Origin of the sequence: Enterobacter sp. RHBSTW-00901 (assembly GCF_014103115.1) — a bacterium.
In the GTDB taxonomy this organism is placed as follows: Bacteria; Pseudomonadota; Gammaproteobacteria; order Enterobacterales; family Enterobacteriaceae; genus Enterobacter; species Enterobacter cloacae_P.
In genome coordinates, this window is record NZ_JABXPB010000001.1 from 2,692,320 (window position 1) to 2,715,643 (window position 23,324).

Annotated in this window: 22 protein-coding genes and 1 pseudogene; 12 read left to right on the top strand and 11 right to left on the bottom strand. The window is 53.8% G+C overall.

The window, feature by feature from the left end:
• The first annotated feature begins 7 nt into the window (after window positions 1-7).
• The 7 genes and pseudogenes from mtlD to trmL all read left to right on the top strand — a co-directional run bounded on the left by mtlD (window position 8) and on the right by trmL (window position 6,598).
• On the top strand, window positions 8-1,156 hold the full coding sequence (gene mtlD, locus HV318_RS12950) for a mannitol-1-phosphate 5-dehydrogenase (protein WP_524537205.1): 1,149 nt from the start codon (window positions 8-10) through the stop codon (window positions 1,154-1,156).
• Window positions 1,153-1,743 carry a mannitol operon repressor MtlR gene (gene mtlR, locus HV318_RS12955; RefSeq protein WP_182273085.1) on the top strand — a complete coding sequence of 197 codons (591 nt, stop codon included), beginning with the start codon at window positions 1,153-1,155 and terminating at the stop codon, window positions 1,741-1,743. The genes mtlD and mtlR overlap by 4 nt, the downstream gene beginning before the upstream one ends.
• 58 nt (window positions 1,744-1,801) lie before the next feature.
• The gene (locus tag HV318_RS12960) at window positions 1,802-2,164 is read left to right on the top strand and encodes a YibL family ribosome-associated protein (protein ID WP_182273086.1); all 363 of its coding nucleotides are present in this window, start codon (window positions 1,802-1,804) and stop codon (window positions 2,162-2,164) included.
• A gap of 313 nt (window positions 2,165-2,477) precedes the next feature.
• Window positions 2,478-4,132 (top strand): annotated as a pseudogene (gene lldP, locus HV318_RS12965) (L-lactate permease).
• Entirely contained in the window at window positions 4,129-4,902 is a 774-nt protein-coding gene (gene lldR, locus HV318_RS12970; RefSeq protein ID WP_182273087.1) for a transcriptional regulator LldR, read from the top strand. The pseudogene lldP and the gene lldR overlap by 4 nt, the downstream one beginning before the upstream one ends.
• Entirely contained in the window at window positions 4,899-6,086 is a 1,188-nt protein-coding gene (gene lldD, locus HV318_RS12975) for an FMN-dependent L-lactate dehydrogenase LldD (protein ID WP_182273088.1), read from the top strand. The genes lldR and lldD overlap by 4 nt, the downstream gene beginning before the upstream one ends.
• 38 nt (window positions 6,087-6,124) lie before the next feature.
• Complete coding sequence (gene trmL / locus HV318_RS12980) at window positions 6,125-6,598, top strand: tRNA (uridine(34)/cytosine(34)/5-carboxymethylaminomethyluridine(34)-2'-O)-methyltransferase TrmL (RefSeq protein ID WP_182273089.1); 474 nt, start codon at window positions 6,125-6,127, stop codon at window positions 6,596-6,598.
• Window positions 6,599-6,652: 54 nt separating this feature from the next.
• On the opposite strand, the gene cysE is transcribed toward trmL, so the two are convergent.
• The 5 genes from cysE to HV318_RS13005 all read right to left on the bottom strand — a co-directional run bounded on the left by cysE (window position 6,653) and on the right by HV318_RS13005 (window position 9,766).
• Entirely contained in the window at window positions 6,653-7,474 is an 822-nt protein-coding gene (cysE, locus tag HV318_RS12985) for a serine O-acetyltransferase (protein ID WP_182273090.1), read from the bottom strand.
• Window positions 7,475-7,552: 78 nt separating this feature from the next.
• Window positions 7,553-8,572, bottom strand: a complete 1,020-nt coding sequence (gpsA, locus tag HV318_RS12990) for an NAD(P)H-dependent glycerol-3-phosphate dehydrogenase (RefSeq protein WP_182273091.1) — start codon at window positions 8,570-8,572, stop codon at window positions 7,553-7,555.
• A complete protein-coding gene (secB, locus tag HV318_RS12995; RefSeq protein WP_003860835.1) occupies window positions 8,572-9,039 on the bottom strand; it encodes a protein-export chaperone SecB in 468 nt (155 codons plus the stop codon). Before secB ends, gpsA begins: the two co-directional genes overlap by 1 nt.
• A 32-nt stretch (window positions 9,040-9,071) precedes the next feature.
• Window positions 9,072-9,323 (bottom strand): glutaredoxin 3, encoded by a 252-nt coding sequence (gene grxC, locus HV318_RS13000; protein WP_014068373.1) that lies wholly within the window; start codon window positions 9,321-9,323, stop codon window positions 9,072-9,074.
• Window positions 9,324-9,334: 11 nt separating this feature from the next.
• Window positions 9,335-9,766: a rhodanese-like domain-containing protein gene (locus tag HV318_RS13005; protein ID WP_182273092.1), complete on the bottom strand. Its 432-nt coding sequence runs from the start codon at window positions 9,764-9,766 to the stop codon at window positions 9,335-9,337.
• Window positions 9,767-10,014: 248 nt separating this feature from the next.
• Between HV318_RS13005 and gpmM the strand changes: the two genes are divergently transcribed.
• From gpmM to HV318_RS13020, 3 genes are read left to right on the top strand one after another with little or no spacing between them, the layout of a single operon-like run.
• Window positions 10,015-11,559, top strand: a complete 1,545-nt coding sequence (gpmM, locus tag HV318_RS13010) for a 2,3-bisphosphoglycerate-independent phosphoglycerate mutase (RefSeq protein WP_182273093.1) — start codon at window positions 10,015-10,017, stop codon at window positions 11,557-11,559.
• A 33-nt stretch (window positions 11,560-11,592) separates the two neighbouring features.
• Entirely contained in the window at window positions 11,593-12,852 is a 1,260-nt protein-coding gene (envC, locus tag HV318_RS13015; protein ID WP_230857881.1) for a murein hydrolase activator EnvC, read from the top strand.
• A 3-nt stretch (window positions 12,853-12,855) separates the two neighbouring features.
• Window positions 12,856-13,788 (top strand): divergent polysaccharide deacetylase family protein, encoded by a 933-nt coding sequence (locus HV318_RS13020; protein ID WP_182273095.1) that lies wholly within the window; start codon window positions 12,856-12,858, stop codon window positions 13,786-13,788.
• 33 nt (window positions 13,789-13,821) lie between these two features.
• Here the strand turns inward: HV318_RS13020 and HV318_RS13025 are convergent, their stop codons facing one another.
• The 6 genes from HV318_RS13025 to kbl all read right to left on the bottom strand — a co-directional run bounded on the left by HV318_RS13025 (window position 13,822) and on the right by kbl (window position 20,990).
• A complete protein-coding gene (locus HV318_RS13025; RefSeq protein ID WP_230857836.1) occupies window positions 13,822-14,736 on the bottom strand; it encodes a capsular polysaccharide synthesis protein in 915 nt (304 codons plus the stop codon).
• A 15-nt stretch (window positions 14,737-14,751) separates the two neighbouring features.
• Window positions 14,752-15,600, bottom strand: coding sequence for a glycosyltransferase (locus HV318_RS13030; RefSeq protein WP_182273096.1), 849 nt, complete (start codon window positions 15,598-15,600; stop codon window positions 14,752-14,754).
• A gap of 71 nt (window positions 15,601-15,671) precedes the next feature.
• Entirely contained in the window at window positions 15,672-16,934 is a 1,263-nt protein-coding gene (locus HV318_RS13035; RefSeq protein WP_346010706.1) for an O-antigen ligase family protein, read from the bottom strand.
• A 65-nt stretch (window positions 16,935-16,999) separates the two neighbouring features.
• Window positions 17,000-18,580 (bottom strand): phosphoethanolamine transferase, encoded by a 1,581-nt coding sequence (locus HV318_RS13040; protein ID WP_182273097.1) that lies wholly within the window; start codon window positions 18,578-18,580, stop codon window positions 17,000-17,002.
• Window positions 18,581-18,758: 178 nt separating this feature from the next.
• Entirely contained in the window at window positions 18,759-19,784 is a 1,026-nt protein-coding gene (gene tdh / locus HV318_RS13045; protein WP_182273098.1) for an L-threonine 3-dehydrogenase, zinc-binding type, read from the bottom strand.
• A 9-nt stretch (window positions 19,785-19,793) separates the two neighbouring features.
• Window positions 19,794-20,990, bottom strand: coding sequence for a glycine C-acetyltransferase (gene kbl / locus HV318_RS13050; protein WP_182273099.1), 1,197 nt, complete (start codon window positions 20,988-20,990; stop codon window positions 19,794-19,796).
• A 340-nt stretch (window positions 20,991-21,330) separates the two neighbouring features.
• On the opposite strand from kbl, the gene rfaD reads away from it, so the two are divergent.
• Window positions 21,331-22,263 carry an ADP-glyceromanno-heptose 6-epimerase gene (rfaD, locus tag HV318_RS13055; RefSeq protein ID WP_182273100.1) on the top strand — a complete coding sequence of 311 codons (933 nt, stop codon included), beginning with the start codon at window positions 21,331-21,333 and terminating at the stop codon, window positions 22,261-22,263.
• A 12-nt stretch (window positions 22,264-22,275) separates the two neighbouring features.
• Window positions 22,276-23,322, top strand: a complete 1,047-nt coding sequence (gene rfaF, locus HV318_RS13060) for an ADP-heptose--LPS heptosyltransferase RfaF (RefSeq protein WP_182273101.1) — start codon at window positions 22,276-22,278, stop codon at window positions 23,320-23,322.
• Window positions 23,323-23,324: the final 2 nt, after the last annotated feature.

Below are 23,324 nucleotides of genomic sequence, written 5' to 3' on the forward strand. Positions count from 1 at the left end.
TAACACTATGAAAGCATTACATTTTGGCGCAGGTAATATCGGTCGTGGTTTTATCGGCAAACTGCTGGCAGACGCGGGCATTACGCTGACATTCGCCGATGTGAATCAGGTAGTACTCGACGCCCTGAATGCCCGTCATAGCTACCAGGTACACGTGGTGGGAGAAAACGAGCAGGTTGAGACGGTATCTGGCGTAAATGCAGTAAGCAGCATTGGTGACGACGTGATCGACCTGATCGCAAGCGTTGACCTGGTCACGACGGCCGTTGGCCCGGTCGTGCTTGAACGCATCGCTCCTGCGGTAGCAAAAGGTCTGGCAAAACGTAAAGCGCAGGGTATCGAAACCCCACTGAACATCATCGCCTGCGAAAACATGGTACGCGGTACCACGCAGCTGAAAGGCCACGTTCTGGCAGCCGTCGCCGACGAAGACAAAGCCTGGGTTGAAGCGCACGTTGGCTTTGTGGATTCCGCCGTTGACCGTATCGTACCGCCGTCTGAATCCGCCACCCACGACCCGCTGGAAGTGACGGTAGAAACCTTCAGCGAGTGGATCGTCGATAAAACGCAGTTTAAAGGTACGCTGCCGACCATCCCGGGAATGGAATTAACTGATAACCTGATGGCATTTGTCGAACGTAAACTCTTCACGCTGAACACCGGGCATGCTATAACCGCGTACCTCGGAAAATTGGCCGGTCATCAGACCATTCGTGATGCGATCCTCGATGAGAACATCCGCGCGGTGGTGAAAGGGGCAATGGAAGAGAGCGGCGCGGTGCTGATCAAACGTTACGGTTTTGATGCTGACAAACACGCAGCATACATCCAGAAAATCCTCGGTCGTTTTGAAAACCCGTATCTGAAAGATGACGTTGAGCGCGTTGGCCGTCAGCCATTGCGTAAACTGAGCGCAGGTGACCGCCTGATTAAGCCCCTGCTGGGTACGCTGGAATACAGCCTGCCGCATGCCAGCCTGGTGAAAGGGATTGCTGCCGCGATGCATTACCGCAGCGAGCAGGATCCACAGGCACAGGAGCTGGCTCAGTTGATCGGCGATGAAGGCCCACAGGCTGCACTGGCGCAGATTTCTGGTCTGGATGCCAACAGCAACGTGGTTGTGGAGGCGGTTAACGCATACAACGCAACCAAATGATGCAGAATGCGGCGCAGGTTAACCTGCGCCCAAATTACAGATTGTCAGATATGCAGGCAATAATGGAACAAACCCAGGCCTTTGAAAATCGTGTGCTTGAGCGTCTGAATGCTGGCAAAACCGTACGAAGTTTCCTGATTGCCGCCGTCGAATTACTGACAGAGGCGGTGAACATTCTGGTACTTCAGGTGTTTCGCAAAGACGACTACGCGGTAAAATATGCTGTAGAACCGTTACTGGACGGAGACGGACCGCTGGGCGATTTATCGGTTCGCCTGAAGCTGATTTATGGTCTTGGCGTGCTGAGCAGGCCAGAGTATGAAGACGCTGAGCTGTTAATGGCGCTGCGCGAAGAGTTAAATCATGACGGGAATGAGTACGCCTTCACCGATGATGAAATTCTGGGACCTCTCGGCGAGCTACACTGCGTCTCCGCACTGCCTCCTGCACCGCATTTTGATAACAGCGATCCTGAACTGTACGCGATGCAAAAGCTTCGTTATCAACAGGTTGTCAGATCCACTATGGTGCTTTCCCTGACAGAGCTGATTTCCCGAATCAGCTTAAAAAAAGCGTTTCAGAAGTAAGCCTGCGCACATTGGTGTATCCTTCCTGTAAATTCCCCCGTTTTTAGAGTCATTTGTCATGAAAGAAGTCGAAAAGAACGAAATTAAACGCCTGAGCGACCGCCTGGATCTGATCCGCCACCAGATGGCTGGTCTGTCACTTATCGATTCCGCTGAAAAGTACGCTGAGCTCGAAAAAGAGACAGCCACGCTCGAAACAGAAATCGAACGTCTGCGCGAAGTTAAAGGCCAGAAGCTGAGCAAAGAAGCCCAGAAGCTGATGAACATGCCGCACCGCCGCGCGATCACCAAAAAAGAGCAGGCTGACATGGGCAAGCTGAAGAAAAGCGTCCGTGGCCTGGTGGTGGTGCACCCGATGACCGAACTTGGCCGTGAAATGGGCCTGAAAGAGATGACGGGTTTTTGTAAGACGGCGTTCTGATCATTTTCCCCTCACCCTAACCCTCTCCCCAAAGGGGCGAGGGGACTGTACGGCGCAGTTTGCCGGGGTGAGGGTATCAGGTCCCATCCCACTTCAAATTGGCCCAACCAATCCCATAACCAATCCTCCCCCGGTTCACATTTCCATCATTTCTGCTCACAAAATCATTGCCTATCTATAACATTCAGTTAACCATTCATTGTCATTCACCCTACACAACAACATTGGCAGGACCACTTTTACACAAACTGTGACACGGAGATGAGCGGAGACTCACCCGAAGTGCAGACTGTATGGTCCCCAGGAGACCTGCATGAGCCTCTGGCAACAAAACTACGATCCAGCCGGGAATATCTGGCTGTCGAGTCTGATCGCATCGCTTCCGATCCTGTTCTTCTTCTTTGCGCTGATTAAGCTCAAGCTGAAGGGCTATCTTGCCGCCACGTACACCGTCACCATCGCCCTTCTGGTGGCGCTGTTTTTCTATAAAATGCCGGTCGACCGCGCCCTGGCTTCCGTCGTGTATGGCTTCTTCTACGGCCTGTGGCCGATTGCGTGGATCATCATTGCTGCGGTGTTTGTCTATAAAATCTCGGTGAAAACCGGGCAGTTCGACATAATCCGCTCGTCGATCCTCTCCATCACACCTGACCAGCGCTTACAGATGCTGATTGTCGGCTTCTCCTTCGGCGCATTTCTTGAGGGTGCGGCAGGGTTTGGTGCGCCTGTAGCTATCACCGCCGCATTACTGGTAGGCCTGGGCTTTAACCCACTGTATGCCGCAGGTCTTTGCCTGATTGTGAACACCGCACCGGTGGCATTTGGTGCAATGGGGATTCCGATTCTGGTGGCCGGACAGGTTACCGGGCTGAACAGCTTCGAAATTGGCCAGATGGTTGGCCGCCAGTTGCCGTTCCTGACCATCATTGTGCTGTTCTGGATCATGGCGATTATGGACGGCTGGCGCGGTGTGAAAGAGACCTGGCCTGCAGTGATGGTGGCGGGTGGTTCGTTCGCTATTGCCCAGTTCCTCAGCTCAAACTTCCTCGGCCCGGAACTGCCGGACATTATCTCCTCGCTGGTCTCACTGGTCTGTCTGACGTTGTTCCTGAAGCGCTGGCAGCCGGTGCGTATTTTCGTTTTGCCGATATGGGTGCTGCGCAGGTCGATAACACACTGGCACGCACAGGCTACACCCCGGGGCAGATTGTCCGCGCATGGTCACCGTTCCTGTTCCTGACCGCAACCGTTACGCTGTGGAGCATTCCACCGTTTAAAGCCCTGTTCGCCCCTGGCGGTGCGCTGTACGACATGGTGATTAACATCTCCGTGCCGTTCCTCGACAAGATGGTTGCCCGCATGCCACCCGTGGTACACGCGGCCACGCCGTATGCTGCGGTGTATAAATTTGACTGGTTCTCCGCAACCGGTACGGCCATCCTGTTTGCCGCTATTCTTTCAGTGGTATGGCTGCGCATGAAACCTGCCGCCGCCATTCAGACCTTTGCGGCAACCATTAAAGAACTGATGCTGCCGATTTACTCCATCGGCATGGTGCTGGCGTTCGCATTTATTTCGAACTACTCCGGCCTCTCCTCCACGCTGGCACTGGCGCTGGCTCATACCAGCCATGCCTTTACCTTCTTCTCGCCATTCCTCGGCTGGCTGGGGGTATTCCTGACCGGTTCAGACACCTCATCTAACGCCCTGTTTGCCGCACTACAATCGACAGCCGCTCAGCAGATCGGCGTCTCAGACGTACTGCTGGTTGCGGCCAATACCACTGGCGGCGTCACCGGCAAGATGATTTCTCCGCAGTCCATCGCCATTGCCTGTGCCGCGGTGGGACTGGTGGGTAAAGAGTCGGATCTGTTCCGCTTTACCGTTAAACACAGCCTGATATTTACCTGCATGGTCGGGGTAATCACCACGCTGCAGGCCTATGTCTTAACCTGGATGATCCCATGATAGTGATGCCCAGACGCCTGTCCGACGAGATTGCCTCTCGCGTGCGGGCGCTGATTGAAGAACAACAGCTGGAGGCGGGCATGAAGTTGCCCGCCGAGCGCCAGCTTGCCGCTCAGCTTGGTGTGTCGCGCAATTCACTGCGCGAAGCGCTGGCCACGCTGGTTAGTGAAGGCGTGTTGCTGAGCCGTCGCGGCGGTGGCACATTTGTCCGCTGGCAGCATGATGACTGGTCCGAGCAAAACATCGTCCAGCCGCTGAAAACGCTGATGGAAAACGACCCGGACTACAGCTTTGACATCCTCGAAGCACGCCACGCCATCGAAACCAGCACCGCCTGGCATGCGGCCATGCGGGCAACTGAGGCCGACAAAGAGAAGCTCAAAGCCTGCTTCGAAGCGACCCAAAGCAGCGACCCGGACATCGCCTCCCAGGCGGACGTGCGCTTTCATCTGGCGATTGCCGAGGCGTCGCACAACGTCGTTCTGCTGCAAACCATGCGCGGTTTCTTCGACCTGCTGCAATCTTCCGTGAAGCAGAGCCGTCAGCGTATGTATCTGGTTCCGCCCGTTTTTGCCCGGCTGACCGAGCAGCATGAGGCGGTACTCAACGCCATTCTGGCCGGTGATGCCGACGCCGCGCGCAAAGCGATGATGGCGCATCTGGGCTTCGTCCACACCACCATTAAACGCTTCGATGAAGATCAGGCCCGACAGGCGCGTATTACCCGTCTGCCTGGCGACAACGATATTTCCAGGGAGAACAAAGCATGATTATTTCCGCAGCCAGTGACTATCGCGCCGCGGCGCAGCGCATTTTGCCGCCATTCCTGTTCCACTATATCGACGGCGGTGCGTATGCCGAACATACCCTGCGCCGCAATGTGGAAGATCTGTCAGACGTGGCCCTGCGCCAGCGCGTGCTGAAGAATATGTCCGATCTGAGCCTGGAGACAACGCTGTTTAATGAAACGCTCTCCATGCCGGTGGCCCTCGCCCCCGTCGGTTTGTGCGGCATGTACGCCCGTCGTGGTGAAGTGCAGGCGGCAGCAGCGGCAGATGCCAAAGGGATCCCCTTTACCCTCTCCACCGTTTCCGTCTGCCCGATTGAAGAAGTCGCCCCCACCATTAAGCGCCCGATGTGGTTCCAGCTGTATGTCCTGCGCGATCGCGGCTTTATGCGTAACGCACTGGAGCGCGCCAAAGCAGCAGGGTGCTCAACGCTGGTCTTTACCGTCGATATGCCAACACCAGGCGCACGCTATCGTGATGCCCACTCCGGTATGAGCGGCCCGAATGCCGCCCTGCGCCGCTACTGGCAGGCTGTGACTCACCCGCAGTGGGCGTGGGATGTTGGCCTGAACGGGCGTCCGCACGACCTGGGTAATATTTCAGCCTATCTGGGTAAACCGACCGGGCTGGAAGATTACATCGGCTGGCTGGCGAATAACTTCGATCCGTCAATCTCCTGGAAAGACCTGGAGTGGATCCGCGAATTCTGGGACGGCCCGATGGTGATCAAGGGGATCCTCGATCCGGACGATGCCCGCGACGCCGTGCGCTTTGGTGCGGACGGTATTGTGGTGTCAAACCATGGCGGACGTCAGCTTGATGGGGTGCTCTCTTCTGCGCGCGCGCTGCCGGCCATTGCTGACGCAGTGAAAGGCGATATCGCCATTCTGGCCGACAGCGGTATCCGCAGCGGGCTGGACGTGGTGCGCATGATAGCGCTCGGTGCAGACAGCGTATTGCTGGGGCGCGCGTACCTCTATGCGCTGGCCACCCACGGCCAGGCTGGCGTGGCAAACCTGCTGAACCTGATCGAGAAAGAGATGAAGGTGGCGATGACGCTGACCGGCACGAAAACGATCGGTGAAATCAGCCAGGATTCACTGGTACAGGAGCTGAGTAAATTACCTGCATCGCTGGCAGCGCTTGCTCAGGGGGACGCAGCGTAATGAAAGTGCTATGCTGCCCGCGCAATTAAGGGGGCAGCATGCTTAACATCGTTTTATTCGAACCAGAAATTCCACCGAACACCGGCAATATCATTCGCCTGTGCGCCAACACCGGGTTTCGCCTGCATATCATCGAGCCGATGGGGTTTGCGTGGGACGACAAACGTCTGCGCCGCGCGGGGCTGGATTATCATGAATTTACTGCCGTGGTTCGTCATCACGATTACGCCGCATTTCTGGAAGCAGAGAAACCGCAGCGCATGTTCGCCCTGACCACTAAAGGCACGCCAGCACACAGCGCCGTAAGCTATCAGGACGGTGATTATCTGATGTTTGGCCCGGAAACCCGTGGTCTGCCAGCAACCATTCTGGACGCCTTGCCCGCGGAACAAAAAATCCGGATCCCGATGATGCCGGACAGCCGCAGTATGAACCTGTCAAATGCGGTGTCGGTCGTCGTGTATGAAGCATGGCGTCAGTTGGGTTACCCTGGCGCGGTACTACGCAGCTAATTTCTCGGGTGGCGCTGCGTTAATCGATACGATTGCAGCGCCTCAGGCGTGTTCTCAAATACCGTCGCCGTATTCAAAGGTATGGCGAATACCATTGAAGTGCTGATCCATATCCATCGACGGTTTATCGCTGTCTGGCTTGCCGACAATACGCGCCGGTACACCCGCGACAGTCGTGTGCGGTGGAACGGGCTGCAGTACCACGGAACCCGCGCCGATCTTCGCGCCGCGTCCGACTTCGATATTGCCGAGGATTTTCGCCCCTGCACCAATCATCACCCCTTCACGAATTTTCGGATGACGATCGCCGCTGGTTTTACCGGTACCGCCCAACGTGACCGACTGCAGAATTGAGACGTCATCTTCAATCACCGCCGTTTCACCGACCACAATACCGGTGGCGTGGTCGAGCATGATCCCACGGCCAATTTTCGCTGCAGGGTGAATATCCACCTGGAAGGTGACGGAAACCTGGTTTTGCAGGAAGATAGCCAGCGCGCGGCGGCCTTCGTTCCACAGCCAGTGGCCGATGCGATAAGCCTGTAAGGCGTGGAAACCTTTCAGATACAGCAGCGGCGTGGAGTATTTATCCACTGCCGGGTCACGCGTGCGCACGGCCTGGATATCGCAGGCAGCGGAGGCGATCATTTCAGGGTCTGCGGCGTAGGCCTCTTCCACCACTTCACGAATAGCGATAGCAGGCATGATGGAGGAAGCCAGTTTGTTGGCGAGCATATAGCTCAGGGCGCTGCCGAGGTTTTCGTGCTTGAGTAGCGTCGCGTGATAGAAGCTGGCCAGCATAGGCTCGCAGTCGGCCAAAGCCCGGGCTTCGGCTTTAATATTGTTCCAGACGATATCCAGTTCTTCACACGGCATTGCATACTCCAGACGATATGTTAATGACCAGCCAGTTCTGCGCTGGCTGGGTCATATAGCTAACAAGGATCCCTGCGACTAGTTGCTGCTGCGCTCGTCCTTGCGCGCACGACCTAATAAGGTCAATGCTGCCTCGCGCGCATTTTTTCCGCAATACAATACCTGATAAATTTCCTCGGTTATTGGCATTTCGACACCAAAACGGTGTGCCAATTCGCGGACTTCTTTGGTATTGCGGTAGCCTTCAACCACCTGACCAATCTTCTCCTGCGCGCCTTTCACATCCATGCCCTGTCCGAGCATCATGCCAAAACGGCGGTTACGCGACTGGTTGTCGGTACAGGTCAGCACCAAATCGCCCAGACCAGCCATCCCCATAAAGGTGGCCGGGTCAGCGCCCAGCGCCGCACCAAGACGGGACATCTCGGTCAACCCACGGGTGATCAGCGCCGTACGTGCATTCGCGCCAAAACCAATACCGTCTGACATCCCGGCACCAATAGCAATCACGTTCTTCACCGCACCGCCCAGCTGCACACCGATAAAATCGGGGTTGCTGTAGACACGGAAGCTCTTGCCGCAGTGCAGCAGATGCTGAAGATCGTCAGAGAAAGTCGGGTCGGTTGATGCCAGCGAGATTGCCGTCGGCAGGCCGGCAGCCAGCTCTTTAGCAAACGTCGGTCCGGAAATAACGGCCAGCGGAATGGCATCGCCCAGCGCTTCACGAGCAACGTCCTGCAACAGGCGTCCCGTTTCGGCTTCCAGCCCTTTCGTCGCCCACACAATGCGCGCATCCGGGCGCATCAGCGGCTTAATCTGACGCAGGACTTCGCCAAACACATGGCTCGGCACCACAATCAGAATATTGCGACTGGCCGCCAGCGCGGTCGCAAGGTCGCTTTCCAGGTGCAGAGAGTCAGGGAACGGAACGTCCGGGAGAAACGCCACGTTGCAGCGGTCGTGTTGCAACGTCGCGACATGTTTAGGGTCGTGGCCCCACAGGACCACGTCGTGACCATTTCTTGCCAGCGTGATGGCAAGAGCGGTGCCGTATGAACCGGCACCGATCACAGTCATTGACGCATTAACAGTGCTCATCAGGCATCCTGATGTTGTTCAGCACCTTCGCCAGCCTGCTGCTGCAGATAGTTCATGAACAGCGCATCAAAGTTTACAGGTGCCAGGTTCAGTTGCGGGAAAGTACCGCGAGAAACCAGGCTGGTGATGCATTCACGCGCATACGGGAACAGGATGTTCGGGCAGTATGCACCCAGGCAATGCGCCATCTGGTTACCTTCGATGCCGCCGATGGAGAAGATGCCACCCTGTTGTACTTCGCACAGGAATGCAGTTTCTTCGCCCAGAGAAGCAGTAACGGTCACACGCAGTACGACTTCGTACACATCATCCGCCAGCTGAGTGGATGCGGTATCAAGATCAAGTTTAACCTCTGGCTGCCAATCTTTCTGGAAAACGTGTGGCGCATTTGGCGCTTCGAAAGAGACATCCTTGGTGTAGATGCGCTGGATCTGGAAAGTCATTTCGGTGTTGTTTTGTTCTGACATGGAAAAACCCTTTTTAATTGTCCTAAAGTCTCTTAGCGCAGCAGGGGATCGAGTCCACCACGCGCGTCGAGCGCATACAAGTCATCACAGCCGCCAATGTGCTGCGCATCAATAAAAATCTGCGGAACCGTCGTGCGACCACTACGTTGAATCATCTCTTCGCGTTTTGTTGCGTCACCATCGATCGGCAATTCCTGGAACGTTACGCCTTTGCTGTTCAGCAGTGCTTTCGCACGGTGGCAGAACGGGCAGGTCGCTTTGGTGTAGATCTCAATATTGGCCATCACTGAACTCCTTATTTACCGCGAACCAGAGGAAGGTTTTCCCCGCTCCAGCCGGAAATGCCTTCTTTCAGTACAGAGACGTTTTCGAAGCCTGCTTTATGGAGCGCGCTGGCAGATTCCTGCGCCTGCATGCCGGTACCGTCCACAACGATAATTGGCTGGGCTTTATGCTTATCCAGCTCACCGATGTTGTTCGCTTTGATTTCAGCAGGCAGCAGGTTGATAGCACCTGCAATGTGACCTTTACGGAAATCGTCACGCTGACGCAGATCGACAATCACCGCCTCTTCTTTGTTGATCAGACGCGTCGCTTCACCACGGGTGATCACCTTAATTTTAGACGTCAGCCCCTTAAAGGTGGTGAACAGGACAGCGGCCAGCAGGCCAATCCACGCGATGCTCAGAACCGGGTGGCGGCTAACAAATTGCATAATTTCTTGCATGGGGGGTAACAACTCCCGACTAAGTGATTAAAAAAACCAGGACAGGAGTATACCTGTGCGTTGTGGCAAATACAGCCAGCGACAATAAGCTAATCCATTTTCTGCGGCATGCCACGAAAAAAAAGCCTCAAAATAACCGGGGAACTGCCTTGCCCCTACGCATTCTTTGATCTTCTGCGGCTATTTTATCGATTCAGCTGTAGTAAAATTACGCAAATTTTTTGTCTCTTGAGCATGAGGTTGTCGCAATGTCGGTTTCTAAAAAACCTATGGTACTGGTGATTCTGGATGGCTATGGCTACCGCGAAGATCAGCAGGATAACGCCATTTTCAACGCCAAAACCCCGGTCATGGATGCACTGTGGGCAAAACGTCCCCATACCCTGATTGATGCGTCGGGCCTGGAAGTGGGTCTGCCGGATCGCCAGATGGGTAACTCCGAAGTCGGTCACGTTAACCTGGGCGCAGGTCGTATCGTCTATCAGGATCTGACCCGTCTGGACGTTGAAATCAAAGAACGAGCGTTCTTCGCCAACCCGGTGCTGTCTGGTGCAGTGGATAAAGCCGTTACTGCGGGTAAAGCTGTACACATCATGGGCTTGCTCTCCGCTGGCGGCGTTCACAGCCACGAAGATCACATCATGGCAATGGTTGAGCTGGCAGCAGAACGCGGTGCTGAAAAAATCTATTTGCATGCATTCCTGGATGGCCGCGATACGCCACCACGTAGCGCAGAAGGTTCACTGAAAGCCTTTGAAGATAAGTTTGCTGCACTGGGTAAAGGCCGTGTGGCGTCCATCATTGGCCGCTACTACGCAATGGATCGCGACAACCGCTGGGATCGCGTTGAACAGGCCTATGACCTGATGACGCTGGCAAAAGGTGAATTCCAGTTTGCGACTGCCGTTGCAGGTCTGGAAGCGGCTTACGCACGTGATGAAAACGACGAATTCGTGAAAGCGACCGTTATTCGTGCTGAAGGTCAGGCCGATGCCGCAATGGAAGATGGCGATGCGCTGATCTTCATGAACTTCCGTGCTGACCGCGCGCGTGAAATCACCCGCGCATTCGTAAATAGCGATTTCGACGGTTTCACCCGTAAAAAAGTGGTGAAACTCGACTTCATCCAGCTGACTGAATACGCAGCAGACATTAAAGCTCCGTGCGCTTACCCACCCGCGTCGCTGGCAAACACCTTCGGCGAATGGATGGCGAAGAACGATAAAACGCAGCTGCGTATTTCCGAAACCGAGAAATACGCGCACGTCACCTTCTTCTTTAACGGCGGTGTAGAAGAGCCGTTCAAAGGCGAAGATCGCATTCTGATTAACTCTCCAAAAGTGGCGACCTACGATCTGCAGCCAGAAATGAGCTCTGCCGAGCTGACCGAAAAACTGGTGGCGGCAATCGAAAGCGGCAAGTATGACACCATCATCTGTAACTATCCGAATGGCGATATGGTTGGTCATACCGGCGTGATGGAAGCCGCAGTTAAAGCCGTTGAAGCGCTGGATCACTGTGTTGAGCAGGTAGCAAAAGCGGTTGAATCCGTTGGCGGCCAGCTGCTGATCACCGCTGACCACGGTAACGCCGAACAGATGCGCGACCCGGCAACCGGTCAGGCACACACTGCCCATACCAACCTGCCTGTTCCGCTGATTTATGTGGGTGATAAAGCCCTGAAAGCGGTGGAAGGCGGCAAGCTTTCCGACATCGCGCCAACCATGTTGACGCTGATGGGTATGGAAATCCCTGAAGAGATGACTGGCAAGCCGCTGTTCATCGTGAAATAATCGATCCCCATGAGGGGAAAGGCGATTTTTTCAATCACATGGGCCGTGAAGCCGCTTAGGTTATCAGTCAGGCCTTTGCTTTACGCCAGCGCACTCAGCGCTGGCGTATTGCTGTGCGCCGCATCCGCCCACGCGGACGATCGCGACCAGCTAAAATCCATTCAGGCCGATATCGCCGCCAAAGAGCGGGCGGTACGCCAGCAGCAGCAGCAGCGCTCCTCACTCCTTGCGCAGCTTAAGCAGCAGGAAGAGGCCATCTCCGCCGCCGCGCGTAAGCTCCGTGAAACGCAGAACACGCTCGCCCAGTTGAATAAACAGATCGACGATATGAACGCGTCGATTGCCAAACTGGAACGCCAGCGTGATGCGCAGGAACGCAATCTTGCCGCGCAGCTTGATGCCGCTTTCCGCCAGGGTGAACACACCGGTCTGCAGTTAATCCTGAGCGGCGAAGAGAGCCAGCGCGGCCAGCGTTTGCAGGCTTACTTTGGTTATCTGAACCAGGCGCGTCAAGAGACGATCGCGCAGCTGAAACAGACCCGCGAAGAAGTCACCACCCAAAAAGCCGAGCTGGAAGAGAAGCAGAGCCAGCAGCAGACGCTGCTCTACGATCAACAGGCGCAGCAGGCGAAGCTTGAGCAGGCACGTAACGAGCGTAAGAAAACGCTTTCCGGCCTGGAGTCCTCCATTCAGGAAGGCCAGAGCCAGTTAAGCGAAATGCGCGCCAACGAATCCAGGCTGCGCAACAGCATTGCGCGTGCGGAAGCGGCGGCCAAAGCGCGCGCCGAAAAAGAAGCCCGTGATGCACAGGCTGTTCGCGACAAACAGCAGGAAGCCTCCCGCAAAGGGACCACCTACAAACCAAGTGAAAGCGAACGTTCCCTGATGTCGCGTACCGGCGGCCTGGGTTCACCTAATGGTCAGGCTTTCTGGCCCGTTCGCGGTTCTATTCTGCATCGTTATGGCGAACAGCTGCAGGGTGAACTACGTTGGAAAGGGATAGTTATCGGTGCGTCTGAAGGTAGCGAAGTGAAAGCCATCGCCGATGGCCGCGTGATCCTGGCCGACTGGCTGCAGGGCTACGGGCTTGTGGTGGTGGTTGAGCACGGTAAAGGTGATATGAGTCTTTACGGTTACAACCAGAGCGCACTGGTCAGCGTGGGCACTCAGGTACGCGCCGGCCAACCCATCGCCCTTGTAGGCAGCAGTGGCGGTCAGGGCCGCCCGTCACTCTATTTCGAAATTCGTCGTCAGGGTCAGGCGGTCAATCCACAACCGTGGTTGGGAAGATAAGCTTTGCTTCAATTTCGTCGAATTATGCTCTCCGTCGCCAGCGCACTGGCGCTGGCTGCACCGGTATACGCGGGTAAACTCGCCATTGTGATTGATGACTTCGGTTATCGTCCGCAAACAGAAAACCAGGTGCTGGCGATGCCGCCAGCCATCTCTGTCGCCGTTCTCCCTAATGCACCACATGCGCGTGAGATGGCGACCAAAGCCCACAACAGCGGCCATCAGGTGCTTATCCATCTGCCAATGGCTCCGCTCAGCAAACAACCGCTGGAAAAAGACACCCTGCGCCCGGAGATGAGCAGCGATGAAATCGATCGCATCATCCGCGACGCTTACAATAAAGTTCCGTATGCCGTGGGCCTGAACAACCACATGGGCAGCGCGATGACATCCAGCCTGTTTGGCATGTTGAAAGTGATGCAGGCGCTGGAGCGCTATAACCTCTATTTCCTGGACAGTATGACCATCGGCAACAGCCAGGCCATGCGTGCCGCGCAGGGGACAGGCGTGAAGGTGATTAAGCGCAAGGTGTTCCTGGATGATACCCAGAACGAAGCGGACATCCGCATGCAGTTCAATCGTGCCGTGCAACTGGCCCGGCGCAATGGCTCGGCAATTGCCATCGGCCACCCGCATCCGTCTACCGTTCGCGTTCTGCAACAAATGTTGCCAACCCTGCCGTCCGATATCACCCTGGTGCGTCCGGGCGATCTGCTGAATGAACCGCAGGTTGATACGTCGACGCCGAATCTGGGGCAACCCGTCCCCACAGCACCACGTAACCCGTTCCGTGGTGTGAAGAGCTGCTTGCCGAAAAAACCGCCTGAACCAGTCTACGCGACCCGTTTCTTCTCCGTTATTGGCGAAAGCATCAGTGAAAGCACGCTGGTGAAATACGTCCAGCATCAATGGCAGGGATGGGGTAAAAAACCCTGATAGCAACAAGCCACCGTTAAGGTGGCTTTTTTGTCACTCAGGATGGAAGGAACCGTCCAGGATCTGGCTATAAACCGTTGGCTGACCGTTGTCCGAAGTGCGGTATTGTTCTTTGTGCGAAAGCTTATAAATGCCTACAGGATCATTATTCAGCACCACCATTGCCGCCCTGTCGGGTTTAGCCGAGATGTACTGGCGGATCAAAAAGCGGTTATTCCCGGTGACCGGCTGTCGATCCATCACCTGGCGAAGCTGCGGATACCTCTCACGTGCATACAAGAAGCTGTAATCAATGAGGAAGTATTCAATCAGAGAATTGTGGTGCTGCCAGTAGCGATACAGGATATCCCGAACCAGCTTCACCAGCGAATTCCCCTTCCGGGCAGCAAGAAAATAGGCCGTCCAGTAACCCTGACTCAGCGCATTTTCAGGTGAATCAAAACGCAGTGATGAGAAGGCATTTTCATAGAACGACTCCGGTACCGGCTTCGTCATAAATACGGTGGCATCCATCCAGATCCCCCCGTACTGATACAGTAATGAACAACGAACAATATCGGAATATTGCGCCTTACTGATAAGCCCGGCCTGGTATTTGCTTTTGATATGTTCCGGGAGGGTGAGATAGTCAGGGATGTTCTCATCCGTCAGGATAATGACCTGCGCTTCTGGCGCATTACGCTGCACGGAAGCAATGCAACGCTTCACCAGCCCGGGTGCGCTATCAAGCCCCTGGAACCAACAGATCCAGATAATACGCGATTGCGCCGGTTCCGCTGCGTCTGCAGCATCAGGCTGGACCTTCAGATCGTCAATAACGCTAAAAATCGTCTCTTTTTTCTTCTGCTCAAAATGGCTGGCCGCACGCTGAAAAAGAGAAAAACCCGTTTTTTTGTGCCAGCGACGGGTTTTCTTGATGAGCTTATTCGTTACATTGAGATTCATCATTTCACCTTATCAAACTCAGAACAGCTCTTTTAACGTACGGCGAAACAGTTTCATTTTTAACTTGGCGTCTTTTTTATGCCCGCGTAATAAGCAGTTCATGCGCGTCGATTTAAACCCCCGGAACGACATGAGCTGAAAAAGGTTATTACTGCGCGTAACTTCAGACATATGCTGACGATATTTAAAATAGAGCTTACGGTACGCATTATACTTTTTAATTTGCGACGTAATTCGGTTACTGCCGTGTTCAGCATCCACCATTGCCGTACTGAAACTGTATTTAATACCAGGGCCATATTTAAGGATCAATTTAATCCAGACATCACGATCCTGTTGCTGTTTGATCTCAGGGGAAAACCCGCCCACACCTAACAGCTTTTCTTTGGTCGTCAGTACCTGATTACCCACCACGTTTTCACACAGAATATCCTGTAACTCGATGATTCTTTTATCATCTGTGTCCGGGTAGGTACGGTGGGTTTTGTCCAGTCTGGCAGGGGTATCCGTCACGAAGGCATACTTGTCATCGTAGCGCTCGGCGAGCTTTGTCAGGCGTTCTGGCAGGAAATAGTCGTCATCATCCAGCCCCGTAACAAACACCCCGTGCGAGAGCGCATAACCCCGGTTCCGGCTGAAGTTAGAACCGCTGTTCTTTTCATTACGTTCATAGGTGAAATGGACAAAACGCGCGTCACACTCCGCTCTCATCTGCTCGATGAGCTGCGCAGTTTTTTCGTCAGAACAATCATCAACAATAACCAATTCTACCGCAGAGTACGTCTGAGCAATAACTGAACGAATGGCACGTTCCAGTAAGTCCTCTCTGTTGTAAGTGGTGATGATTACTGAAATCAGTTCGTTCATGGCGTGCTCGTCTGGTAAATGACATTTCTCCACCAGGAGAATACCTTTTTCCCGGTGGAGAATCAAAACGGTTACTTAATGACCGTACGGTGTTTGTTCTGCTCCAGGAAAACAATCGACATTATCAGTGTAAGCATCCAGGCAACAGGTGTTGTTTTTGAATAAAGCATCACACCGCTCAGCCCAAACATAATTATCGAGACCAGGAACGCGAAAAGAATAATACTTTTTTGTTTCCGCAATGCGTACCAGCCGAGCGATATCACAAACAGAATATACAGAATTAATCCTGACGGGCCTTTTAAGGAAAGTGTTTCTACCACTTCATTATGTAGATGGCCTTGCATATGATCCAGCGCACCACTCAGGCTCGGATCACGTTTTACTTCAGCCACTATTTTTGCATTACGTTCATCAGTTGACTGCCACAGGTAGTTATCTTTAGCAGCTGCAAGCCCTGTTTTCCACATGGCAAAACGCGCCCCTACAGACGTTACGCTGTTGTTCTTATCATAGGCCACGATATCGCTGTTGAGGTCGTTATATCGTTGTTGCAAACTATTTTTCATCATAAACGCACCCGCCAGTAATGCGATCAGAAAAACAGCGACACCTTTCCAGGGAATATGCTTTTCCTTATAGAGTTTAACCACCAGCAGACCAAAGAAAATAATGGGATAGGTCAAAATAGCGGCCCGTGTTTCTGTCGCGACTAACACCAGGAAGGTCACGAAAAAATGGCCCAGGATGAAAAACTCTTTCCATCTGGATGAGCTGTGCTGCAGAACCAGTATGGTATAGAAGGAGATGAAAGCAATTGTATAGGCGGCCCCTGTCGCATCAGCCCCTCCAGTCAGAGACAGCGCCACTCTTGCGTCTTTAAGGAAGAGGTACTGATAACCTGCATAGATAACAATCATTATCTGTAAGGCAATGGCCAGCAACATATGAATTGTATTGTTGCCTATTTTTATCTGGTGTCTGTTCACAAAGACGAAGATAGAGAACGCACCAAACAGCAATATTTTCCCCACTTCAAGGTATGCCCGATATGAGTTTATCGCCGTGCTGTTATCCACCTTATACATCCGATACCACACCAGATCGCAGATGCCGATGACCAGCAGCACAAGACAGAGCCAAAATGCATCATTCTTTTTGAAGTTCCTGAGATCCAGCAGGAAAATCACTAGCGCAGTAATACCTGCCACACCCAAAATTTTGGCAGAAAGATTGGGAGAAACGACAACACAGCCGAAAGCTATCACGCACAGTCCAAAGAGTAATTGCAATAACGCAAACTGGACCTTATCTCGTTTTACACTAATCATCATGATTCCATTTACCAGAAGACATCGCAGGCTAACACACCGCTAAAAACAAGTTTATCGCGTCTGTGTTAACGAATATTGCGCCACTCATAGGACTTACCTGTCGTGTCCAGCACGGACACATTTTTATCATAACCGGCAAGCCAGGACTGTACAGTGTGAACAGGCTCTCCCTGGCGATGGATCCCAAGCCACAGTTCCGCGAGGGTATTAACATCATCAGCCGACCAGACGGTATTGTAGTCTCCGGTATATTTATGAGCAGAATCAACCTGATGCCCATACCAGATAAACACAGGAATATGCAGAGCCTCTCTCGGCGGATTGACATTCCCGTGGGAGTAAACCACTGCACGCTGCGGGTCGCGAATCAGGCCATGATCGGAGAAATACATTACCGATGAACGTGAGCTTTCCAGCATGTTAAACACTTTGCCCATCACCGTATCCGTGTACCGCACGGAGTTGTCATAGCAATCATCAGCCTCGCTCCCTCCGGTTAACACCGCCTGATTAGCCGGGAAACGTCGGCAGGCCGGTTCATGGCTACCATTCAAATGCAATACGATGATTTTTTTGCCCGGTTTCTTCAGTGCATCGCTCAGCAAGGGCAGCAGGCCTTCATCGTATCCCCCTTCCACCCACTCATGCTGTTTGGTATTCATGGCAATACCGGTGATAACGTTATTATGCGCACCGCCTTTGCCCTGACGGCTAAACCAGTAGGTGTCATACCCTGCTTTATTGGCGATATTAATGACGTTATCGCCATAATTACGGGGATCGCGCGCACCTACCGTATCCGCCGTCATGGCTAATGGCACCGCCATGATCGTGACAGGGGCAGGCGTTACGGCATTGCGGAACAGTAAAAGCTGCGACTGGTATTTCACCAGCTCAGGTGTGGTATCGCGTTGATAACCATAGATACCCATATTTGCCGTACGCTCGGACTCACCGATGATCAGCACATAGTTGTCGATACCGGTATCCGACAGGGTGAGTTTGTAATCAGGAATATTGTTGCCGATATTGGCCACCACCGCGTTATCTTCAATCGCCTGCATAAAGACTTTTGCCGTGCTGACAGGCGTCGCCTGAATTACACGCTGCGCCAGACTCTCAACGCTGCTTTTCCTGAGTTGGTGCTGCAGCGCCTGGCCATAAAAAGCAAGCAACGTCACGGCCAGCGCAATAGCAGGCCAGCGACGAAAACGGGGTGCAACAGGCCACATTCCTGTATTCGCGGTATAAATAAACAGCGCGGACAGCGCGACAAACGTCAGGCAGTCACGCCAGTACAACCCGAGCATCGAACTGGCTTCACCCGGCGTGGTATTGAGCACACTTAACGCAAATCCATAACTAAACGCTGAGTCGAAATTATTCCATGCATATAACTGCAGCGTAATATCCGCTGCGATCGGAATGAGTAAAACAGCCGCCAGTATATTTCTGATTAATTTGTTATTAAGACATTTGAGCGTCAGTAATATCAGCAGAAATACCAGCGTTCGGTTAATCACCGCATTATATTTGGCATTAATAATATTAACACCAATGATTATTAGCAGGGAAATTACCACAGTAAAAAAAGCGGCAAGCCTTGAAGGGGTATCAACCAACTTTTGCGAAAACAGTGTGGACATAATGACCTGATTAGACTGACAAAAATCTTTCCTGACGTAATCATTATGACTGCAAGAATGAACGTGCGGAGAAGACAAAATGGAGAAAAATTCGCCAGAAGTTAACAAGTAACCCCTGGAAAGTCAAACCGCTAAAAAGCGTAAAGGCACCCGTCGGCGCGGGTGCCTGGAGGCAGGTTTAATCCCAGTTAAGGATAACTTTCCCGGACTGACCGGAACGCATCGCGTCAAAGCCTTTCTGGAACTCATCGATGGAGAAACGATGAGTAATAATCGGCGACAGATCCAGGCCAGACTGGATCAGCGCGGCCATCTTGTACCAGGTTTCGAACATCTCACGACCATAGATACCTTTGATGAACAGCCCCTTAAAGATGACTTTATTCCAGTCGATGGACATATCTGACGGTGGGATACCCAGCATCGCAATACGGCCGCCGTGGTTCATGGTATCGAGCATGGTGCGGAACGCCGGTGGCGCACCGGACATCTCCAGACCAACGTCAAAACCTTCGGTCATGCCCAACTCTTCCATTACATCGCTCAGGCTTTCTCTGGAGACATCGACCGCGCGGGTTACGCCCATTTTGCGCGCCAGGGACAGACGGTATTCATTCACATCAGTAATCACAACATTACGCGCGCCCACGTGCTTCGCGACCGCTGCTGCCATAATACCAATTGGGCCTGCGCCGGAAACCAGCACGTCTTCGCCGACCAGATCGAAGGAGAGAGCCGTGTGTACCGCGTTACCAAACGGGTCAAAGATGGACGCCAGATCGTCAGAAATGTTGTCCGGGATTTTGAACGCGTTGAATGCCGGGATCACCAGATATTCCGCGAAGCAGCCAGGACGGTTGACGCCCACGCCGATGGTGTTACGGCACAGGTGCGTGCGTCCGCCACGGCAGTTACGGCAGTGGCCGCAGGTAATATGGCCTTCACCGGAGACGCGGTCGCCAATTTTAAAACCTTTCACTTCCTGGCCAATACCGACCACTTCGCCGACATATTCGTGACCAACCACCATGGGTACCGGAATGGTTTTCTGTGACCACTGATCCCAGTTGTAGATATGAACGTCAGTGCCGCAAATGGCGGTTTTACGAATTTTGATCAGCAGATCGTTATGACCGACTTCCGGCTCCGGCACGTCGGTCATCCAAATCCCTTCTTCCGCTTTCAGTTTGGATAACGCTTTCATCACACGTCCTCAGGCAATTACGCCCAGCTGTTTGCCGATGCGGGTAAAGGCTTCCACCGCACGTTCAATTTGTTCAGGCGAATGCGCCGCAGACATCTGGGTGCGGATACGCGCCTGACCTTTTGGTACCACCGGGAAGAAGAACCCGGTAACGTAAATCCCTTCTTTCTGCAGCTCGCGGGCAAAGTTCTGCGCTACCACTGCATCGCCCAGCATCACCGGAATGATCGCGTGGTCAGCACCGGCCAGGGTAAAACCTGCGGCGCTCATTTTTTCACGGAACAGACGCGCGTTTGACCACAGACGGTCGCGCAGCTCAGCGCCTGACTCCACCATCTCCAGCACTTTGATGGAGGCGGAAACGATGGCCGGAGCCAGGGAGTTGGAGAACAGGTACGGACGGGAGCGCTGGCGCAGCCACTCAACTACCTCTTTGCGCGCGGCGGTATAGCCACCAGACGCGCCGCCGAGCGCTTTGCCCAACGTACCGGTGATGATGTCCACACGGCCCATCACGTCACAGTATTCGTGGGAACCACGGCCATTTTCGCCAACAAAGCCCACAGCGTGAGAATCATCGACCATCACCAGCGCATCGTATTTATCGGCCAGATCGCATACGCCTTTCAGGTTGGCAATCACGCCGTCCATCGAGAACACGCCGTCGGTGGCAATCAGAACATGACGAGCACCGGCTTCACGCGCTTCTTTCAGACGTGCTTCCAGCTCAGCCATATCGTTGTTGGCATAGCGGAAGCGCTTCGCTTTACACAGACGCACGCCGTCGATGATGGAGGCGTGGTTCAGGGCGTCGGAGATAATCGCATCTTCTGCGCCGAGCAGGGTCTCAAACAGACCGCCGTTGGCGTCGAAGCAGGAGGAGTACAGAATGGCATCTTCCATACCTAAGAAATTCGCCAGCTTTTTCTCAAGCTGCTTGTGGCTGTCCTGCGTACCGCAAATAAAGCGCACGGAGGCCATACCAAAACCGTGGGTGTCCATACCGTTTTTTGCAGCGGCAATCAGCTCAGGGTGATTCGCAAGACCTAAGTAGTTGTTCGCACAAAAGTTGATCACATGGCTGCCATCGGCAACAGTGATGTCCGCCTGCTGAGCAGACGTGATAATCCGCTCTTCCTTGAACAACCCTTCCGCACGTGCGGTGTCCAGGTCGTTGTTTAACTGTTTGTAAAAATCACCACGCATTGCAATTCTCCAGACTCGGCAAATTTCGGCACATATTACCCAAACCTATAGTTCATGACGAGATGACACATTATCTCTTCTCGTTTTTGCAGCATAAATCACGTGTAGTCTTTTTACACATACACAAAATCATTCACGTTGCATCAAGGCGGCAAGAGAAGAAATCCCCGGGAGCATAGATAACTATGTGACCGGGGTTTCTGAACGCAGCCAACGCCGAGGCGGCGTGAAGGATGAAGTGTATGTCGGTGAATGGCTGTAGGGTCGCCATACTAATGATATGATAGAAACATTAGCGTCCGGGATTGTCCCCGGACTCCACACTTCAAAGGTTACAGTTATGATTATCGTTACCGGCGGCGCGGGCTTTATCGGCAGCAATATTGTTAAGGCTCTCAATGACAAAGGCATCACCGACATCCTGGTGGTGGACAACCTGAAAGACGGCACCAAATTTGTAAACCTGGTGGATCTGAACATTGCTGACTACATGGATAAAGAAGACTTCCTTATCCAGATTATGGCAGGTGAAGAGTTCGGCGAGATCGAAGCTATCTTCCATGAAGGTGCATGCTCTTCCACCACCGAGTGGGATGGCAAGTACATGATGGACAACAACTATCAGTACTCCAAAGAGATCCTGCACTACTGCCTGGAGCGTGAAATTCCGTTCCTGTACGCCTCTTCTGCGGCAACTTATGGCGGTCGTACCTCTGACTTCATCGAATCCCGCGAATATGAACAACCGCTGAACGTCTACGGTTACTCTAAATTCCTGTTCGACGAGTACGTGCGTCAGGTGCTGCCAGAAGCGAACTCCCAGATTGTCGGCTTCCGTTACTTCAACGTTTACGGGCCGCGTGAAGGTCACAAAGGCAGCATGGCAAGCGTGGCATTCCACCTGAACACCCAGCTGAATAATGGCGAAAGTCCGAAACTGTTCGAAGGCAGCGACAGCTTTAAGCGTGACTTCGTCTACGTCGGTGACGTTGCCGCCGTGAACCTGTGGTTCTGGGAAAACGGCGTCTCCGGCATCTTCAACCTGGGCACAGGCCGCGCGGAATCCTTCCAGGCGGTGGCTGACGCAACGCTGGCATACCACAAGAAAGGCAGCATTGAGTACATTCCATTCCCGGATAAACTGAAAGGCCGCTACCAGGCATTCACGCAGGCCGATCTGACCAACCTGCGTGCTGCGGGCTACGACAAGCCGTTCAAGACCGTTGCCGAAGGCGTAACGGAATATATGGCCTGGCTGAACCGCAACGCGTAAGGCAAGCAACCGATGAGAATACTGGTGGTTGGCCCGTCCTGGGTGGGCGACATGATGATGTCGCAAAGTCTCTATCGCACGCTCAAGGCGCGCTATCCCCAGGCGATAATCGACGTGATGGCACCCGCATGGTGCCGTCCGCTTTTATCGCGGATGCCGGAAGTGAATGAGGCGATCCCGATGCCGCTCGGCCACGGGGCGCTGGAAATCGGCGAACGCCGCAAGCTCGGCCATAGCCTGCGTGACAAGCGCTACGACCGCGCTTACGTGCTGCCTAACTCCTTCAAATCGGCCTTAGTGCCCTTCTTTGCCGGCGTACCACATCGCACTGGCTGGCGCGGTGAAATGCGTTACGGCCTGCTGAACGACGCGCGCGTGCTGGATAAAGCCACCTGGCCACTGATGGTGGAACGCTACGTGGCGCTGGCCTACGACAAAGGCGTGATGCGCAGCGCGAAAGACCTGCCGCAGCCGCTTCTGTGGCCGCAGCTACAGGTTCACGAGGGTGAGAAATCCCAGACCTGTAATGCATTTGGCATTTCGTCTGAACGCCCAATGATCGGTTTCTGCCCTGGCGCAGAGTTCGGCCCGGCAAAACGCTGGCCGCACTATCACTACGCCGAACTGGCGAAGCAGCTGATCGACGAAGGCTACCAGATTGTGCTGTTCGGTTCGGCGAAAGACCACGAGGCGGGCAACGAAATCCTTGCCGCACTCAGTACCGAACAACAAGCCTGGTGCCGCAATCTGGCGGGGGAAACCCAGCTGGAGCAAGCGGTGATCCTGATTGCCGCCTGTAAAGCCGTGGTCACCAACGACTCCGGCCTGATGCACGTTGCCGCCGCGCTAAACCGCCCGCTGGTTGCGCTGTACGGCCCAAGTAGCCCGGACTTTACGCCGCCGCTGTCGAATAAAGCACGCGTCATTCGCCTGATCACTGGCTACCATAAAGTGCGTAAAGGCGATGCAGCTGAAGGTTATCACCAGAGTCTGATCGACATTACGCCGCAACGCGTTCTGGAAGAACTCAACGACCTGCTGTTGAGCGAAGAAGGATAACG

Excerpts from the sequence above, each read along its gene's own strand:
- mtlD (WP_524537205.1), top strand. The coding sequence starts at position 8 with ATGAAAGCATTACATTTTGGCGCAGGTAATATCGGTCGTGGTTTTATC.
- mtlR (WP_182273085.1), top strand. The coding sequence starts at position 1,153 with ATGATGCAGAATGCGGCGCAGGTTAACCTGCGCCCAAATTACAGATTG.
- HV318_RS12960 (WP_182273086.1), top strand. The coding sequence starts at position 1,802 with ATGAAAGAAGTCGAAAAGAACGAAATTAAACGCCTGAGCGACCGCCTG.
- lldR (WP_182273087.1), top strand. The coding sequence starts at position 4,129 with ATGATAGTGATGCCCAGACGCCTGTCCGACGAGATTGCCTCTCGCGTG.
- lldD (WP_182273088.1), top strand. The coding sequence starts at position 4,899 with ATGATTATTTCCGCAGCCAGTGACTATCGCGCCGCGGCGCAGCGCATT.
- trmL (WP_182273089.1), top strand. The coding sequence starts at position 6,125 with ATGCTTAACATCGTTTTATTCGAACCAGAAATTCCACCGAACACCGGC.
- cysE (WP_182273090.1), bottom strand. The coding sequence starts at position 7,474 with ATGCCGTGTGAAGAACTGGATATCGTCTGGAACAATATTAAAGCCGAA.
- gpsA (WP_182273091.1), bottom strand. The coding sequence starts at position 8,572 with ATGAGCACTGTTAATGCGTCAATGACTGTGATCGGTGCCGGTTCATAC.
- secB (WP_003860835.1), bottom strand. The coding sequence starts at position 9,039 with ATGTCAGAACAAAACAACACCGAAATGACTTTCCAGATCCAGCGCATC.
- grxC (WP_014068373.1), bottom strand. The coding sequence starts at position 9,323 with ATGGCCAATATTGAGATCTACACCAAAGCGACCTGCCCGTTCTGCCAC.
- HV318_RS13005 (WP_182273092.1), bottom strand. The coding sequence starts at position 9,766 with ATGCAAGAAATTATGCAATTTGTTAGCCGCCACCCGGTTCTGAGCATC.
- gpmM (WP_182273093.1), top strand. The coding sequence starts at position 10,015 with ATGTCGGTTTCTAAAAAACCTATGGTACTGGTGATTCTGGATGGCTAT.
- HV318_RS13025 (WP_230857836.1), bottom strand. The coding sequence starts at position 14,736 with ATGATGAATCTCAATGTAACGAATAAGCTCATCAAGAAAACCCGTCGC.
- HV318_RS13030 (WP_182273096.1), bottom strand. The coding sequence starts at position 15,600 with ATGAACGAACTGATTTCAGTAATCATCACCACTTACAACAGAGAGGAC.
- HV318_RS13035 (WP_346010706.1), bottom strand. The coding sequence starts at position 16,934 with ATGATGATTAGTGTAAAACGAGATAAGGTCCAGTTTGCGTTATTGCAA.
- HV318_RS13040 (WP_182273097.1), bottom strand. The coding sequence starts at position 18,580 with ATGTCCACACTGTTTTCGCAAAAGTTGGTTGATACCCCTTCAAGGCTT.
- tdh (WP_182273098.1), bottom strand. The coding sequence starts at position 19,784 with ATGAAAGCGTTATCCAAACTGAAAGCGGAAGAAGGGATTTGGATGACC.
- kbl (WP_182273099.1), bottom strand. The coding sequence starts at position 20,990 with ATGCGTGGTGATTTTTACAAACAGTTAAACAACGACCTGGACACCGCA.
- rfaD (WP_182273100.1), top strand. The coding sequence starts at position 21,331 with ATGATTATCGTTACCGGCGGCGCGGGCTTTATCGGCAGCAATATTGTT.
- rfaF (WP_182273101.1), top strand. The coding sequence starts at position 22,276 with ATGAGAATACTGGTGGTTGGCCCGTCCTGGGTGGGCGACATGATGATG.